Source organism: Nonomuraea candida (genome assembly GCF_000725485.1).
Taxonomy (GTDB): domain Bacteria; phylum Actinomycetota; class Actinomycetes; order Streptosporangiales; family Streptosporangiaceae; genus Nonomuraea; species Nonomuraea candida.
The window spans coordinates 100,103-116,293 of record NZ_JOAG01000003.1 but is presented as its reverse complement, the minus strand read 5'-3'; the positions used below and the strand labels follow the sequence as shown (position 1 = coordinate 116,293).

Genomic DNA, 16,191 nt, shown 5'->3' with positions numbered 1-16,191 from the left:
GCGGTCCTCGGAACGCCACACGTCGCGGGCCCGGTTCGCCGGCCGGGCCCGGCCGTGTGCGGAGGTCAGTGCTGGGACAGGAGGTGGGCCAGCTCCTGCTCCACCTCCTGGTTCGCCACGAACAGCAGCTCGTCGCCCGCCTCCAGCGGGTCGTCGGACGTCGGGACCAGGACCCTGCCCTCGCGCAGGATGGCCACCAGCGCCGAGTCCACCGGCCACGGCACCGAGCCGGCCCGCTGGCCCACCACCGGCGCGTCCTCCGCCAGCGTGAGCTCCACCAGGTTGGCCTGGCCCTGCCGGAACGTCATCAGCCGCACCAGGTCGCCGACGCTGACCGCCTCCTCCACCAGGGCGGACAGCAGGCGCGGGGTGGAGACGGCGACGTCGACGCCCCACGACTCGTTGAACAGCCACTCGTTGTTGGGATGGTTGATGCGGGCCACCACGCGCGGCACGCCGTATTCGGTCTTGGCCAGCAGGGAGACCACGAGGTTGACCTTGTCGTCGCCGGAGGAGGCGACGACGACGTGGCAGTTGTTGAGACCGGCCTCGTCGAGGGAGGCGATCTCGCAGGCGTCGGCGAGGAGCCATTCGGCGCGGGGCACGCTGTCGATCTTGATGGCGCGGGGGTCGTTGTCGATGAGCAGGACCTCGTGCCCGTTCTCCAGCAGCTCGGCCGCGATGGAGCGGCCCACGGCGCCCGCTCCGGCGATGGCGACGCGCATCACTAGTCCTCTTCCGGTGCCGCGGCGAGCACCTTGTTGATCCGGTCCATGTCGTTCTCGGCCGCGATGACGTGCAGGACGTCGCCCTCCTGCACCACGGTGTCGTCGGTGATGGTCACGGCCTCGCCCATGCGGTTGATGAAGGCGGCGCGCGCCCGGGCGCGGCTTTCGAGGTCTTTGACGCGGGTGCCGATCCAGGCGGCGTGCACGGTCACCTCGGCCAGGACGACGGTGCCCGTCGGGTCGCGCCAGAGCGGCTCGGCGCCCTCGGGCAGGATGCGGCGCATGATCTGGTCGGCGGTCCAGCGCACGGTGGCCACCGTGGGGATGCCCAGCCGCTGGTAGACCTCGGCCCTGCGGGGGTCGTAGATGCGGGCCACCACGTTGTCGACGCCGAACGTCTCGCGCGCCACCCGGGCGGAGATGATGTTGGAGTTGTCGCCGCTGGACACCGCCACGAACGCGGCGGCCGACTCGACCCCGGCCTCGGTCAGCACGTCGCGATCGAAACCGACGCCGGTCACCCTGCGCCCCCGGAACCCCGCGCGCAGCCGGCGGAACGCCTGCGGGTCGCGGTCGATGATGGCGACGGAATGGCCGCTGTCTTCGAGGATGTGCGCGAGGGTCGATCCGACCCGGCCACACCCCATGATCACTATATGCATTTCCCCCCGCATGTTCGCGGTCGGCCGGTTGCTCGACACCAGTATGGACCTATGGGGGCGTCCCGCGTTTAGCGGCTGGGTGTGGGGCTAGCATCTCGTTACGTGGCGAAGGTAACGGATCTTGTCAAACGCTTGCTCGTGGGGCGCGCCCTGCGTAGCGGGCAGCTCCACGAGCAACTCCTCCCTAAACGGATCGCACTGCCGGTCTTCGCGAGCGACGCTCTGTCCTCCGTCGCGTACGCGCCCCAGGAGATTCTCGTCATCCTTTCCTTGGCGGGGGTCTCCTTCTACTCTTTCAGCCCCTGGGTGGCCGCCGCCGTCGTGGTCGTGATGCTCACGGTGGTGGCCTCCTACCGGCAGAACGTGCACGCCTATCCCAGCGGCGGCGGCGACTACGAGGTGGCCAACACCAACCTCGGCAAGAACGCCGGGCTCACCGTGGCCAGCGCCCTCATGGTCGACTACGTGCTGACCGTCGCGGTGTCCGTCGCCAACGGCGTCGACTACGTCGGCGCCACGATCCCGTTCGTGGCCGAGCACAAGCCCGCCGTCGCCATCGCCATCGTCGTCCTGCTCACCGTGGTCAACCTGCGCGGCATCCGCGAGTCCGGCGCCGCCTTCGCCATCCCCACGTACGCGTTCATGATCTCCGTCCTCCTCCTGATCGCCTGGGGCGGCTTCCGGCTGCTCGTGCTGGGCGAGCGGATCGAGGCCCCGAGCGCGCACTTCTCGATCGTGGCCGAGCAGACCAACCTCACCGCCTTCGCCGCCGCCTTCCTGGTGCTGCGCGCGTTCTCCTCCGGCTGCGCGGCCCTGACCGGGGTCGAGGCCATCAGCAACGGCGTGCCCGCCTTCAGGAAGCCCAAGAGCAAGAACGCCGCCACCACGCTGCTGATGATGGGCCTCGTCGCGATCACCATGTTCAGCGGCATCATCGCGCTCGGCCTGGCCTCCGGGGTGAAGGTGGCCGAGCCGTCCGTGGTCGCCGAGGACCTGCTGCGCCCCGACGGCACGCCCGTCGGCCCCGGCTACCACCAGCAGCCGATCATCTCGCAGGTGGCCGACGCGGTGTTCGGGGGCGGGTCGCTGCCGTTCATCATGATCTCGGCGGTGACGGCGCTGATCCTCTTCCTGGCGGCCAACACGGCCTTCAACGGCTTCCCCGTGCTCGGCTCGATCCTGGCGCAGGACCGTTACCTGCCGCGCCAGCTCCACACCCGGGGCGACCGGCTGGCCTTCTCCAACGGCATCATCATCCTGGCGCTGGGCGCCTGCCTGCTGCTGTGGGGGTTCCAGGCCGACGTGAGCCGCCTGCTGAACCTGTACATCGTCGGCGTCTTCGTCTCCTTCACCCTCAGCCAGACCGGCATGGTCATCCACTGGACCCGCCACCTGAAGACCGAGACCGATCCCCGGGTCCGCCACCAGATGCACCGCTCCCGCGTGATCAACTTCTTCGGCGGGGTGATGACGGGGCTGGTGCTGATCGTGGTGCTGGTGACGAAGTTCATGGTCGGGGCCTGGATCGTGGTGATCGCGATGCCGGTCCTGTTCCTCATGATGAAGGGCATCAGGCGCCACTACGACAAGGTGGCGGCCGAGCTGGAGATCACCGAGGACTACGAGCCGGCCATGCTGCCCGCCCGCAACCACGCCATCGTGCTGGTCTCCAAGATCCACAAGCCGACCATGCGGGCGCTGGCGTACGCGCGCGCGACGCGCCCCTCCACCCTGGAGGCCATCACCGTCGGGGTCGAGGGCGAGGAGGCGCGCAAGCTGCAGGAGGAGTGGGAGCGGCGCGGCATCGAGGTGCCGCTGAAGATGCTCGACTCCCCCTACCGCGAGATCACCCAGCCCATCCTCGACTACGTCAAGACGCTGCGCCGGCGCTCGCCGCGCGACGTGGTGACCGTCTTCATCCCCGAGTACGTGGTCGGCCACTGGTGGGAGCACCTGCTGCACAACCAGAGCGCGCTGCGGCTGAAGGCGCGGCTGCTGTTCAAGCCCGGGGTCATGGTGACCAGCGTGCCGTGGCAGCTCCATTCGTCCGACCGGTTGCAGGGCAGGCCGGAGCCGTTCGCGCCGGGGTCGGTGCGCCGCCCGTGGCACCAGACGGTCAAGGACGACGAGGGCCCGGTCAAGACCCGCTGATCCGGGCGCGCCGGGGTCAGAGCCCGCTGATCAGCCTGCGCAGCCGCCAGGTGTCGCGCGGGGTCCAGCCGGGCGGCGCGGCGACGGCGGCCCAGCCGTCGACGATGTTGGCGCCGTACCGGTGGCCGTGGCCGGGCGGGACGTCCAGCGCGGCCGTCATGTCCACCAGCACCTGCCAGAACGTCACCAGCGGGAACCAGTTCATCTCCGGGTTAACGCCGGGCCCGCGCGCGCCCTCCAGCCACGGCGGCCTGCGGTAGATGAGCTGCGGCGACCACCACACGACCGGGTCGGAGGCGTTCTGCAGGTAGACCACGCGCGGTCGCGGCCACGGCTCGGGCGGCCTGCGCAGGTCGCCGGGCCGCTGGGCGAACCTGGCCGTCCTGCCCGACCGGTAGACGGGCCGCCACACGGGGCTGCCGCGCTCGCGGCCGGTGGTCAGGCGGTGCCAGATGCGGTTGGCGTTCGGCGGGCCGACGAAGACCGCGCCGTCGGCCCGGGAGACCAGGTCGTCCAGGTCGCGGAAGGACTCCTCCAGCTCGTACGACCCCAGGCTCTCCCCCGACAGCAGCAACCGCGGCCGCGACCCGGCCGGCAGCCGGGCCCACCGCTCGCGCACCGCCTCGAACAACGCCCGCCCCGCGGCCGCCGCCCTGTCCCGGTCGACCAGGAACGACACCCAGCTCGGCAGGTACGAGTACTGCAGCGCCACCATCGCCGAACGGCCGTTGTACATGTACTCCAGGGTGTCGGCGATGCGCGGATCGACCCAGCCCGTGCCCGTGGTGCCGAGCACGGCCAGCACCGGCCGGGCGAACGCGCCGGTGCGCTCCAGCTCGCGCACCGCCAGCTCCGCCTGGGCCCGCGGCGAGGTGGTGCTGTCGAGGCCGATGTAGACCCGGATGGGCTCGGCGGCCGGCCTGCCGGAGAATGCGGCCAGACCGGCCGGAGTGGCGGCGGTGCCGGTGAAGCGGCGGCCCTCCCTGCCCAGCGACTCCCAGCTCACCAGCGAGCCAGGCCCGCCCGACACGTTCGCCGACGTCGGCCGCCGCACGCCCGGATGGGTGCCCTCGTTGGCGACGGACGACACGTCGCTCACCCTGGCCACGAACGCGCCGAACAGCACGTCGTTGGCGAACACCGCGACCAGGAACCCGACGATCAGCACGCCCGCGGCGTGGCCCACGTACGGGGGGACGAACCGGTCGAACCAGGCGATGAGCTTGCGGCCGGCCAGGCGGACGAGCCGGCAGACCAGCAGCGCCGCCGTGAACAGGACGACCGTCACGGCCAGGATCACCGGCGGGAACCAGGTGATCCGCGCGTCCATGCCCATGAGCGCCCGCAGGTCGCGCTGCCAGTCGTGGCTGTACCACAGCGTCACCGCCACCAGCCCGGCGCAGCCGGCCAGCATCACCCGCCAGGCGATCCGCCGCCCCCGCTCGGGCAGCCGGTAGGGGATCAGCCCGCGCCCCAGCGCGCCGAACGCCGCCCCCACCGCGTAGCCCATGATGCCCGTGACCGCGCCCATCACGCCCTGGTAGAGCCAGGTGCGCGGCAGCAGCGACGGCGTCAGCGAGGCGCAGGCGAACAGCGTGGCCAGCAGCGTCCCGCCGAAGCCGAGCCGCCGCCGCACCACCCTGTCCATGACCACCTACAGTAATGGATCAAGTCCGATAAGTGGTCATCCGGGCATGGGCACTAAGGTGTCGAGTGTGGAACAGGCATCTCTCGAGCTGACGGTAGGTCCGGTCGCCCATGGCGGCTGGTGTGTGGCGCGCCATGAAGGGCGCGTGGTGTTCGTACGGCACGCCTTGCCGGGTGAGCGGGTGATCGCCGACGTCACCGAGGAGACCTCCCGTTTCCTGCGGGCGGACGCCGTCGAGATCCTGGAGCCCTCGCCCGACCGGGTCGTGCCGCCCTGCCCGTACGCCGGGCCGGGGCGCTGCGGCGGCTGCGACTGGCAGCACGCCACCCTGGAGGCGCAGCGGCGGCTCAAGGCCCAGGTCGTGGCCGAGCAGCTGCGCCGGCTGGCGGGCATCGAACGCGAGGTCGTGGTCGAGGAGGTGCCCGGGGCCAAGGACGGGCTCGGCTGGCGCACGCGGGTGCAGTTCGCCGCGCTGCCCTCCGGCGAGCTGGGCTTCCGCCGGCACCGTTCCCACGACATCGAGGTCGTGGACGCCTGCCTGATCGCCCACCCCGAGGTGGAGGCGGCCGGCGTGGAGGAGCGGCTGTGGCCGGGAGCGGCCGGCGTCGAGGTCATCGCCTCCTCGGGCGGCGAGCGCGCCGTCGTGGTCGCGCCCCGGGCGCGGCGCAGCGTCACCGTGCCCGACCTGGAGGCGCCCGCCTCGATCCTGCTCGACCAGGGCAAGGGCCGCACCGTGCCGCGCCGCGGCTCGGGCGTGCTGCACGAGCAGGTGGGCGACCGGGAGTTCCGGGTGGCCGGGAGCGGCTTCTGGCAGGTGCACCCCGGCGCGGCGGAGACGCTGCTGGACGCGGTGCTCGCCTACGCCGCGCCGGAGCCCGGCGAGTGGGCGCTCGACCTCTACTGCGGGGTGGGCCTGTTCGCCGCCGGGCTGGCGGAGGCGGTCGGGCCCGAGGGCGCGGTGTTCGGCCTGGAGTCCGAGGCCGCCGCAGTCCGCGACGCCCGCGCCAACCTGCGCGACCTGCCGCAGGCCCGGGTGGAGCGGGGCCGCGTGGAGGAGGCCCTCGACCGCTTCCAGATCGAGCGCGCCGACATCGTGGTGGTCGACCCGCCCCGTGCCGGGCTGGGGCGCGAGGTCGTCGAACGCGTCGCCTCCCTCGACGCCCTCAGGATCGTGTACGTCTCCTGCGACCCGGCCACCCTGGCCCGCGACCTGGCCTGGCTCCGCGAGCACGGCTACGTCCTGTCCGACCTGCGCGCCTTCGACGCCTTCCCGATGACCCACCACGTGGAGTGTGTGGGACTGCTGGTCAGGGAGTGATGTGTGGCTCTGACCAGCAGCTAGACAACAGAACGTGAATCCTGGTCTCTCAGCGCCTCTCCAGACTTCTCAAGATCATGACGCATGAGCGGCGCACGATCATGAACGCGCCCCGCCGCCACGCCGGTGGCGGGGCGCCGTGCGCTGGGCCCCTTACTCATCATCGGGTGGCTGGCCGACGAAGCTGCCGAGGTTCGGCCGGGTGTAGGCCCGGCCTTCATCCCGCAGGCCCTTCATGACCTCGCGCACGGTCACTTTTCTGATCTTGGACTCGTCCTCGATCGCGCTCTCGGTGATCTTGCGGCCGGGCGGCTACCGCTCGATCGCCAGCATCGCCTTGAGGTCTCCAACGGCTGGCCGCTCACGCTGCTCCACTGGCACCGCCCCCACCACCATCCGCCCAGCATGCGCCACCATCGTCGTACGATGCATGACCGGCAGATCGTCCAGCACCTCCGCAGCCTCTCGAAGGCCAGCGTCCACGCCACCCGACACCACCGTGCACTGCGCCGTCAGTAGACGCGCGATCACGGGATACTGGTAGTCAGGATTGCCCGCGATCACCTGCTCCCGCGCCTCAACGGCTCGGTCCTCGTCGCCGGCCGCGCTGTAGACCCACACGCGGGCATACGGCAGTTGGCCGGCCCGCCAGTAGTCGGGCATGATCCCGACCGGCAGGCTCCCGGTGGCGAGCTGCTCGCTGACGCGCTCCAGAGTGAACTGGGCCTCGTCGTGGCGGCCAACCATGGCCAGGGCCTTGGAGCGGGTGTAGTCGATCAGCGCGGCCCCGTACGAGCCCGGTGCGCGTGCGGCGAGCGGCTGGGCGCTGTCCAGCATCCTCAACACCGTCGCGGGGTCGCGCTGGCCACTCATCCCATGCCCCGCCTCCGTGGATCGCACACCGAGCTGTAGGTACAGGTCGCCGGAGGCATCGGCGGCGTGCCGGGCGGTGCGCCACCAGCGGATCGCCGCGCCGTGGTCGCCGAGCCGGGTGAGCACGTTGGCGTGCAGCGTGCTCAGGGCCGCCAGCGCACGGTACAGGCCGCGCGACTGGGCATGGTCGGCGCCGAGCTGGGCGGTGGTCTGCTGGAGCTGGTGCAGGACGGCGCCGAGGTCGATGTTGACGTCCGCCGCCACCTGGGCCGGTGGCCTGTGCCGGATGGCGTGGAGGTGGTCGGCGCACGTGAGTTCCCAGTCCTCGATGGACCTGGCGGTGGGGATGGCGAGGTCGATGAGTTGCCGGAGAGCTTCGGTCGGTCCTAGTGATCCGACTCCGGCAGCGATTTGCAGAAGGCGTCGGCGTTCCGTGGCGTCCTCCCCGAATGCGTCGTTCATGTCCAGAGTACGCACGGGCCTTATTTCGGCGATAGAGGGAGCAAAGGCCGCATTCGGTGCGGGTTTGGTCTCGATTCTCTCATAAGCCTCAATAAGCGCACCTTGCGCATGTGTGGCGACTTCGAGCCGCTCTACTACTGTATGAGTCGCGTTTCTCTTCCCGTTTTCTAGCTTCCATAGGTAGCTGGCGGATATGTCTGCTGCGTGTGCCACTGCTTCAAGGGGTCTATTGCCGCGCAATCTGCGTAGGAGCTGCCCGAACGCCTCTTCGCTCATCCGGCCTCCGCATCACCCTTGATCTTTTTTTCCTGTCTTTTCCTGTGGTCTGGAAAAGTCGGGACGGATGTGTCAGTCCGCTCTATCTGGACCTGGCTTCCCTCTGCTGGCCACGCTACTGGTGAACCGCGAAAACGTCCTCGGATTCGAGGGCAGTTTCTTGCTGAGTCGCTATTCGCATAACAGACGGAAGTGATCAGGAATGACCCCACCTGAAGCTGCCCCAGCACTGGCCGACCCTCGCCAGCTCGCGGGCCCGGCCGACTCGGCGGTCACGATGCACATCTGGAAACCACATGCCCCGAACGCTGGCCGGCGGCGCCGCGTCATTGAGGTGAGCTGCTGCGACGAATACCAGCTCTGCTCCGAGATTCCCCAGTACTTCGTGACCCGCTGGGACAAGACGGGCCGCCTGGTGGAGACCGGCCGGAGCGACTACAGCACGGCCGTGGAGGCGTGGCTCGCCCTCGGCGCCCAGCACCGGCAGTGGCACCGCAATAGGGCCGCATCGTGACGATGCTGCAGTGGATCGGCTTGGTGTGGGCGCCGCTCTGGCTGGTGAGTATCCGCCCGACGGCAGTGGCCCTGGGCAGGCTCGCCGCGTTCGACCACAGCGAGCTGTGCAAGGCGTGCCGGTGCCTGCGCATGGAGAACTGGCGGCGAGAGCGGGAGTGGCGGTACGTGTTCGGGGCCGCCGGCCCGCTTCTGATGGTCGCCGCTGCCGCGACGATCTGGTGGGCCGCTCCCATCCTCCCGGTCGTGCGCCGCCTCGCACGCTTACCCGACTCCCCGTCCTGCGCAGGCCCGCCCTGCGCCGCCCACCAGCCCACGAAGGGAGCAGCATGACCACCACATCACCTGAGCTGGGATTCCTCTGGCTCGAACTCACCGGGAAATGCCAGCTCGACTGCGTCCAGTGCTACGCCGACAGCGGCCCCTCCGGCACCCACGGCAGCATGGACTACAGCGACTGGATCAGCGTCATCGACCAGGCCGCCGCCCTCGGCACGCGCCTCGTGCAGTTCATCGGTGGTGAGCCCACCCTCCACCCCGGCCTGCCCGGGCTCATCGCCCACGCGCTCGACCGCGACGTGCGCGTGGAGGTGTACTCCAATCTCGTCCACGTCACTCGGGCTCTGTGGGAGACCTTCGCCCAGCCCGGCGTCCAGCTTGCCACCAGCTTCTACACGGACGACCCCGTCCAGCACCGGCAGATCACCGGCCGCCCCACCCTGGCCCGCACCCTCGAAAACATCACCCGGGCCCTGGCCCTCAACATCCCCCTCCGCGTCGGCATGGTTCACGTCAACCCCGGCCAGCGCATCGACGAGGCCAAGACGCTTCTGCACCACCTCGGCGTCGAAAAGATCGGCACCGACCGGCTACGCGTCCTCGGCCGGCCAAGCCGAGGCCGCGCGTGTGACATCAGCGAGCTGTGCGGCAACTGCGGGCGCAAGTCGGCCGCGGTGCTGCCCGGCGGGACGGTGACACCGTGCCCGCTGTCGCGGTGGATGACCTCCGGCGTGGACGTCCGGCAGGCCGGCCTCCCGGCGGCGCTGGCCGCGATGCGCCCGCACGCCGAACAGATCGCGGCTACCGTCAGACCCATCCGGATGTGCGGGCCGGACAACGACGGCCAGTGCAACCCGTGCGAGCCGTCCTGTACGCCGGGCTGTGACCCGGGCGTCGAGGATGACGGCTGAGAGGGAGGCTGTTGTGAGCTGGCAAGATGTCAGGTTCCGCGACCGGGTCGGCCCGCTCGTGGAGTACCTCGCCGCCCAGGGCGTGATCGACCGGAGCGACTGGGCCAGTGCGGCCTGGGCGACCGGCCTGCACGAGGTGCCCCGGCATGTGTTCGTACCCTCCCGGGCGTACGCCGCGGCCTACCAGCCGGGCGAATCGTCGCGGCCGATCGACCGCAAGGCCAACGCGACGGACTGGTGGCGGGCGTGCTACACCGACTGCTCGATCATCACGCAGCGGGACGACGGCGCGACCGCTCCCGATGACCCCACAGGCACGCCGACCTGCTCCCTGTCGGCGCCCGGGATCGCGCTGGCCTTCCTCGACCTGCTCGACGTGCGTGACCATCACCGGGTGCTGGAGATCGGCACCGGCACCGGCTGGACTGCGGCCATGCTGGCGTGGCGGCTCAGCTCCCGCCAGGTGGTGTCGGTGGAGGTGGACCCCGAGCTGGCCGATCTCGCCTCCGAGAACGTCCGGCGGGCCGGGTTCGCGCCGACGCTGATCACCGGCGACGGCGCCGAGGGCATGCACGAGCTGGCGCCGTACGACCGTGTCCACGTCACGTGCGGGGTGCGAGAGGTGCCGTACGCGTGGATCGAGCAGACCAGGCCGGGCGGCCGGATCGTCCTGCCGTACATGCCGGCTCCGACGGCGGAGCAGGGCGGCCTGCAACTCGCGTTGACGGTGCTCGACGACGGGACCGCGATCGGGCGGTTCCACGGGCGGGCCGGGTACATGATGCTGCGGTCTCAGCGCCGCCAGCAGGGCGCCCGGCCGGGCGGCGGCGACGGCCGGGCCGGTTCGACCCGATTCGATCCGCGGACGCTGGACGATCTGCTGGGCCGGTACGACGGTGCTGTGCTCATGCTGGCCGCGCTGGTGCCGACCATCGCGATCGCGTCGAGTCAGGAGCGTCTCGCCGACGGCTGGGGCTGCAGGGTGCACCTGCGGGATCTGGCCGGGGACGCGTGGGCGGTGTGTGAGTCGGGCGCGGGCGCGGAGTTCGAGGTGGTGGAGGGCGGGGATCGGGATCTGTGGGATGAGGTGCAGGCGGCCTATTTTGCGTGGGTTCGTGCTGGTCATCCGGGCCGGGATCGGTTCGGGCTGACGGTGACTCCTCACGAGCAGACGATCTGGTTGGATGCGCCGAGCTGAGGCCGGCAACGCACTGCGAATGATCAGGACGGCGAGCACCGCGACGACCCGGTTTTGGCCGATGTGTGGCAGGTGATGACGCCGACCGAGCGGGTCCGGCTGATGGTGCCGAGGGCGAGACACCACCGGTCGGGCTGACCCAGGCGGCCCGGGGCCGCTGCCCGCCGCCAGCCTGACTGCGGGCAGCACGAAAGCGGCCTCCGTTCTCCCACGAGGGGGAGAACGGAGGCCACGTCGTTGTGCGGTCAGTCCCGGCCGGAGTGCACCCCCGGGTGGTAGGCCGGCCTGGGCGTGGCCGTCGGCGAGACGTTGGCCCGCAGCAGCAGGCCCAGCACTGCGGACACGAGCGTTCTCGTTCACCTCGTCAAGGTGCGCTTCGATCCGGTCCTGCTCCTGCATCACCGCCGTCGCGACCGCTCAGACTGGCTCTTCTCGCACTGTGTACGTCCGATCCCCGCGCGGCAGGACGCCGTCGGCGTCGGCCGGGCCCATACAGCTCGGCGAGTATGTGCTCCTCGTCTTGGGTGTTCGGATCCGGACACGCGATCTTTGTCAACCAGGCGCATGTTTGGAACGTCCCATCAGGGCCCTCGTCCCTTACCTGGAGTCGCACCATGGGTTACCCGCCCCAGCAGCCGCACGAGCCGTACGGCCAGCAGCCCCCACCCCAGCCCTACGGCCACGGCCACAGCAGCGGCCCGCATCCCGGGTACGGGTACCAGCCGCCCACCCCGCCGCCGCCGAAGCGCAGCAACACCGGCCTGATCCTCGCTCTCGCGATCGGCATCCCGCTCCTGCTGCTCGGCGGGTGCGCCGCCGTGGTGCTGGTCGTGGCCAACCCGGGGCGGGAAACGATCGTGACCGAGGCCGACGCGCAACGGGATCGGGTCTTACCGTCGAGCGCGCCGACGAAGGTGCAGGAGCAGCCGAAGCAGGAGCAGCCGTCGGCTGCCACGGTCGGCGGGGCGATCACCTTGGAGGGGATGGACCCGGGACTGAAGATGCAGGTGACCGTCGCGCGGGTGATCGATCCGGCGACGGGTGATCAGTTCTCGAAGCCGAAGACCGGTAACCGGCTCGTCGCGGTCGAGGTGACGCTGGCCAACGTCGGTGACGCGGTGTACGACGATTCCCCGACGAATGGGGCGTTGCTGATCGATGGTGAGGGTCAGCAGTTCCGGACGACATACCACACTGTGCAGGAGGGGCAGCCGTTCGCGGGTGGCGCGACGATCAATAAGGGCGACTCTCGTAAGGGAGTGCTCGTGTTCGAGGTGCCCGAGTCGGCGAAACTGGCGAAGCTGCAGTTTGGGTTGAACAGCGGGTTCGCTGATCAGAAGGGGGAATGGACGCTCAGCTGACGCTGGTGTCGGCGCGGAGCTTCTCCAACTCGGCGGTGAGCCGCTCGTTCTCGGCTTGCAGGTGGCGTGCCAGAGCCCGCATCTGGGCGGCCTGGGTGAGTGCGGTGTCGCGCTGCTCTTCGACGGCGGCGATCAGGAGTGCGAATGGGACCTGGACACCGTGCTCATCCATGCTGGTGCTCCTTCATGTCGTAGTAGCGGTACGGACCGTTCCCGTACACGTTGATCTCGTCACGGCAGGGTTCCACCATGAGCGACGGCACGCCCTTTTGATCACCTTGACGAGCCAGGACACGCGTTGGCCGGGAGTGCCGCGCACCTCGTATCGGCCATCGGCCGGGTAGGTGGCGCGGTGGGCGCGTACAGGCTCTCGTACATCCCCGTGAGAAGGACGGCGCGGCCGTCGCGCGTGGTGAGCGCCTTGGAGGCAGGCAGCTCCACTGTGGGATCCATCCGCAAACCCGTACCGGCCGCTGGCAGGCGACCGTCCGCATGCCTGATGGCACGCGCCGCTCGGCCACGCACGACACCCACATAGACGCCCTCGGCTGGGCGGCCGACGCGGTTCCTCGCGGATATGTGGCTGCCGACGTGGGTCACGCATCCGATGAGACAGCGAGCGGCGAGCCCTCGTTCACCTGGAGCGCTGCCGGGCTCACCATCTTCGTTCCTGAGGACCTCATCACGATGAACATGGCCGCCGAGCTGGAGGCCACGCTGCTCCGGGTCCTCGCCCGGGGGACTGACGGCGTCCTACCGCAAGTTACCGTCCGGGCGGTGGCAGGCCAGCGTGCATCTGCCCTCCGGGAAGCGCATCACGCACACGAACAAGCTCAAGTCGATCGTGCAGAAATGGGCGATCCAGCAAGAGGCCGACATCGCCAAGGGCCGCCGCATCGATCCCCGGTCCGGCCGGATCACGGTGGGCGCGTGGTATAAGCGGTGGTGGCCGGCCCGGGCGCGGGGAGGAGGAGACCCGGCGCGGTGACGACGCTCAGCTACGGCTCCTGCCGTACTGGGGGAGTGGCCGCTCGGCGAGATCGGCCGCATCGACGTGCAGACGTGGGGTCCGGGACGACGGAGCAGCAGAAGGTGGACCGGCACGTGATCCGCCGCTCTCACGCGCGACCAGGTCAATGAGATCGTGTGGCGGCTCCCGGCCGGGCACGCGGCGACGGTCGAGCTGACGTGCTACACGGGCCTGCGCTGGGGCGAGGCTGCCGCGGTGGCCAGTGGTGACCGGAAGGACGAGACGGGCAACCCGGTCGACTGGCTGCGCGGGCGGATCCTGATCCGAGGGTCGCTGACTCAGCACGGGAATGGGAAGGAGTACCCGACGACGTCGAGCTCGCGGCGGGAGGTGCCTGTTCCCCCGCCACGTGCTCGACCTCCTAGCTCCGCTCCTGGAGGGCCGGGCGACGGATGCGTGGGTGTTCGTGGCCCGGCTCACCAAGGAGTAGGCCGGGGCCGTCAGGCCGCCGTGTGGGCCGTGGTGAAGGGGAGGAGGAGGGCGGCGGTGCGCGCCGGGTCCTCCAGGATCGGCGTGTGCCCGACCCCCGGGAGCAGCTCGACCCGCGCGCCCGGCACCGCGCGATAGCCGGCGGCGGCGGACGAGCGCCAGCGGCGATCGTCCGCCCCGAAGATCACCAGGAGCGGCCTGCCGAGCCCCGCCAGCCGTTCCGGGAGCGCCCGCTGCCCCAGATAGTCGGTGGTGCCCCGCATCGTGGCGGTCAGGGTGTGGAACGTCATGACGCGCACCTCGTCCAGCAGCTCGCCCGGGATCTCGAAGCCCGGGCGGCTGAACCCGGTGCTCGCGAACGCGCGGAGCTGCTCGTCCGTCGGGGGCCAGTGGGCGGGGTCGATGCCGGCGGACGGCGGCGCGATGAAGGCGTCCAGGCTCGGGCCGGTGTTGATCAGCGCGAGCGCGGCCACCAGGTCCGGGCGCTCCTCGGCCAGGGCGGTGGCGACCACGCCGCCGCTGGAGTGGCCGGCGACGACGGCGCGCCGGACGCCGAGCAGGTCCAGGGCGGCGCCGGCCCGGCGGGCCTGGTCGGGGGTGGCGTAGCCGCGGTCGTCCGGCTTGGCGGACCGGCCGTGGCCGAGCAGGTCGATCCTGATGACGCGATGGGCTCCGGTCAGCAGCGGGACCAGCAGGTCCCAGGAGCGGGCAGAGGCCGCCGAGCCGTGGATGAGCAGGAGCGCGGGGGCGTCGCGGGGACCGTCCTGGCGCACGTGGATGTCGCCGTCGTCCAGGGCGAGGATGGTGTCCTCGGCCTTCAGGCGCTGCCGGTCGTCGAAAGTGGTCATGAGGCCAATGTCGCCCACGGCGCCCGCCGGAGGATTGGACAAATGTTCCCTTCCGGGCGGCTCGCCTAGCATGAGGGCGTGCGGACGTTCGTGCATGGTGCGGCTGTGTGGGGGGTCGTGCGGCCGGAGCGGCCCGGCCGGGTGGCCGGGGTCGGCATGGCGGGCTTTCACGTCCGCGACCTGGACGCGCTGCGCATGGTGCCGCATCCCGCTGTGACGCTGTTCCTCGACGTCGGCGCCGGCTCGTACGTGCTGGATCACGCGGCCGGGCGGCAGCAGGGGGGAAGCGCCGTGGCCGGGCCCGGGGTCGGGGCCGGCGGCGCCGTCTGGGCGCGCGGCGAGAACGTCGAGTGCCTCCAGGTCCGGCTGTCCCCGGTGATCGCCCGCGCGGTGCTGGGCGTCTCTCCCGCCGAGCTGGACGGCGCCGTGGCGGGCCTGGACGACGTGTGGGGCCGGGAGGCGGCGCGGATCCGGGAGCGGCTGGGCGAGGTCACGTCCTGGCAGGAGCGCTTCGCGCTGACGGACTCCCTGCTCGCCCGCCGCTGCCGCGAGGCGGAGCGATCGCCGGTGGACCCGGAGGTGGCCTGGGCCTGGGAGCGCATCGTCGGCGGCCGGGGCGCGGTGCGGGTCGAGCGGCTGGCGGCGGAGCTCGGGTGGAGCCGCAAGCGCCTGTGGTCCCGGTTCCGCGCGCAGCTCGGCCTGCGTCCCAAGCACGCCGTGCGGCTGGTCCGCTTCGACCACGCCGCCCATCGGCTGGTGGCGGGGGAGAGCGCGGCCGGGGTCGCGGCCGACGCCGGGTACGCCGACCAGTCCCACCTGCACCGCGACGTCATGGCGTTCACCGGGGTGACCCCGGCGGCCGTGGCCGGGGAACGCTTCCTGGCGGTCGACGACCTCGCCTGGCCCGACCGCGACGCCGCCCTCAGGTCTCCGGCCAGTTCTCCGGCTGGGCCACGTAGCTGCCGCGCTTCTCGACCGTGAACACCCAGCCCTGCTCGCGCAGCAGCGCGACCGCGCGGCGGACGGTGCCCTTGGCGACGCCGTACTGCTGCCGCAGGGTCCGCTCGCTCGGGATCGGGAAGCGCGGCCGCAGCTCGCCGGCCTTGATCCGCTCCACGATCTCGGCGGCGATCCGTTCGTACGGGCTGTCGGTCTTGGACACGCGCGGCACGTCCTCCGGGCCGACGAAGGTGCCCCGGCCCTGCACCAGATAGACCAGGCCCTCTTCCCGCAGGAGGCGGAGCGCCTTGGCGGCGGTGATGCGGGAGACCTCGAACTCGTACTCGATCTCCTGCTCGCTGGGCACGGCGTGCCCGGGCTTGATCAGACCGCTCTCGATGCGACGCCTGATCTCGGCTGCGGCCTGCTGGTAGAGCGGCACGGGGTCCTCGCGATTGAGCACGTGGAGCATGATAGATGTGCTATCTGGTCCCCTATCGATACACTACGTCCCACTCGACCAGCACGCAATTCCTCTAGACCAGCTATAGCAACCCCTGGACTA

At 70.8% G+C, this 16,191-nt stretch carries 16 protein-coding genes and 1 pseudogene; 9 read left to right on the top strand and 8 right to left on the bottom strand.

The window, feature by feature from the left end; all coding sequences use genetic code 11:
* Positions 1–65: 65 nt before the first annotated feature.
* On the bottom strand, positions 66–725 hold the full coding sequence (locus IO39_RS00565) for a potassium channel family protein (RefSeq protein ID WP_043614092.1): 660 nt from the start codon (positions 723–725) through the stop codon (positions 66–68).
* 2 nt (positions 726–727) lie between these two features.
* The gene (locus IO39_RS00560; protein ID WP_043614091.1) at positions 728–1,390 is read right to left on the bottom strand and encodes a potassium channel family protein; all 663 of its coding nucleotides are present in this window, start codon (positions 1,388–1,390) and stop codon (positions 728–730) included.
* 102 nt (positions 1,391–1,492) lie between these two features.
* Here IO39_RS00560 and IO39_RS00555 point away from each other — a divergent pair, with 102 nt between their 5' ends.
* Positions 1,493–3,541 carry an APC family permease gene (locus tag IO39_RS00555; protein WP_043614089.1) on the top strand — a complete coding sequence of 683 codons (2,049 nt, stop codon included), beginning with the start codon at positions 1,493–1,495 and terminating at the stop codon, positions 3,539–3,541.
* A 16-nt stretch (positions 3,542–3,557) separates the two neighbouring features.
* Here IO39_RS00555 and IO39_RS00550 read toward each other — a convergent pair whose 3' ends face one another.
* Positions 3,558–5,189: an alpha/beta hydrolase gene (locus IO39_RS00550; RefSeq protein ID WP_043614088.1), complete on the bottom strand. Its 1,632-nt coding sequence runs from the start codon at positions 5,187–5,189 to the stop codon at positions 3,558–3,560.
* A gap of 46 nt (positions 5,190–5,235) precedes the next feature.
* On the opposite strand from IO39_RS00550, the gene IO39_RS00545 reads away from it, so the two are divergent.
* Positions 5,236–6,507, top strand: a complete 1,272-nt coding sequence (locus IO39_RS00545; RefSeq protein WP_052422288.1) for a class I SAM-dependent RNA methyltransferase — start codon at positions 5,236–5,238, stop codon at positions 6,505–6,507.
* Between the two features lie 312 nt (positions 6,508–6,819).
* Here IO39_RS00545 and IO39_RS00540 read toward each other — a convergent pair whose 3' ends face one another.
* The gene (locus IO39_RS00540) at positions 6,820–7,842 is read right to left on the bottom strand and encodes a hypothetical protein (RefSeq protein WP_245641744.1); all 1,023 of its coding nucleotides are present in this window, start codon (positions 7,840–7,842) and stop codon (positions 6,820–6,822) included.
* Between the two features lie 99 nt (positions 7,843–7,941).
* Positions 7,942–8,118, bottom strand: a pseudogene (locus tag IO39_RS59580) (helix-turn-helix domain-containing protein); the annotation flags it as partial.
* A gap of 334 nt (positions 8,119–8,452) precedes the next feature.
* Between IO39_RS59580 and IO39_RS00535 the strand changes: the two are divergent.
* The 5 genes from IO39_RS00535 to IO39_RS52105 all read left to right on the top strand — a co-directional run bounded on the left by IO39_RS00535 (position 8,453) and on the right by IO39_RS52105 (position 12,380).
* Positions 8,453–8,632 carry a hypothetical protein gene (locus tag IO39_RS00535; RefSeq protein WP_043614073.1) on the top strand — a complete coding sequence of 60 codons (180 nt, stop codon included), beginning with the start codon at positions 8,453–8,455 and terminating at the stop codon, positions 8,630–8,632.
* Complete coding sequence (locus IO39_RS00530; protein WP_157547755.1) at positions 8,629–8,964, top strand: hypothetical protein; 336 nt, start codon at positions 8,629–8,631, stop codon at positions 8,962–8,964. The genes IO39_RS00535 and IO39_RS00530 overlap by 4 nt, the downstream gene beginning before the upstream one ends.
* Complete coding sequence (locus IO39_RS00525; RefSeq protein WP_043614069.1) at positions 8,961–9,821, top strand: radical SAM protein; 861 nt, start codon at positions 8,961–8,963, stop codon at positions 9,819–9,821. Before IO39_RS00530 ends, IO39_RS00525 begins: the two co-directional genes overlap by 4 nt.
* Before the next feature lie 13 nt (positions 9,822–9,834).
* Positions 9,835–11,019, top strand: coding sequence for a methyltransferase domain-containing protein (locus IO39_RS00520; protein WP_052422287.1), 1,185 nt, complete (start codon positions 9,835–9,837; stop codon positions 11,017–11,019).
* A 614-nt stretch (positions 11,020–11,633) separates the two neighbouring features.
* Entirely contained in the window at positions 11,634–12,380 is a 747-nt protein-coding gene (locus IO39_RS52105) for a DUF4352 domain-containing protein (RefSeq protein ID WP_052422286.1), read from the top strand.
* On the opposite strand, the gene IO39_RS00510 is transcribed toward IO39_RS52105, so the two are convergent.
* Positions 12,373–12,552: a hypothetical protein gene (locus IO39_RS00510; RefSeq protein WP_043614066.1), complete on the bottom strand. Its 180-nt coding sequence runs from the start codon at positions 12,550–12,552 to the stop codon at positions 12,373–12,375. The genes IO39_RS52105 and IO39_RS00510 overlap by 8 nt on opposite strands.
* Positions 12,553–13,170: 618 nt before the next feature.
* On the opposite strand from IO39_RS00510, the gene IO39_RS53995 reads away from it, so the two are divergent.
* Positions 13,171–13,368, top strand: coding sequence for a hypothetical protein (locus tag IO39_RS53995; RefSeq protein WP_157547753.1), 198 nt, complete (start codon positions 13,171–13,173; stop codon positions 13,366–13,368).
* Positions 13,369–13,850: 482 nt separating this feature from the next.
* On the opposite strand, the gene IO39_RS00505 is transcribed toward IO39_RS53995, so the two are convergent.
* Entirely contained in the window at positions 13,851–14,687 is an 837-nt protein-coding gene (locus tag IO39_RS00505) for an alpha/beta fold hydrolase (RefSeq protein WP_052422327.1), read from the bottom strand.
* Positions 14,688–14,765: 78 nt separating this feature from the next.
* Here IO39_RS00505 and IO39_RS00500 point away from each other — a divergent pair, with 78 nt between their 5' ends.
* On the top strand, positions 14,766–15,668 hold the full coding sequence (locus IO39_RS00500) for an AraC family transcriptional regulator (RefSeq protein ID WP_043614065.1): 903 nt from the start codon (positions 14,766–14,768) through the stop codon (positions 15,666–15,668).
* On the opposite strand, the gene IO39_RS00495 is transcribed toward IO39_RS00500, so the two are convergent.
* A complete protein-coding gene (locus tag IO39_RS00495; RefSeq protein ID WP_439331463.1) occupies positions 15,610–16,089 on the bottom strand; it encodes a GntR family transcriptional regulator in 480 nt (159 codons plus the stop codon). The two genes, IO39_RS00500 and IO39_RS00495, sit on opposite strands and share 59 nt — an antisense overlap.
* Positions 16,090–16,191 lie beyond the last annotated feature (102 nt).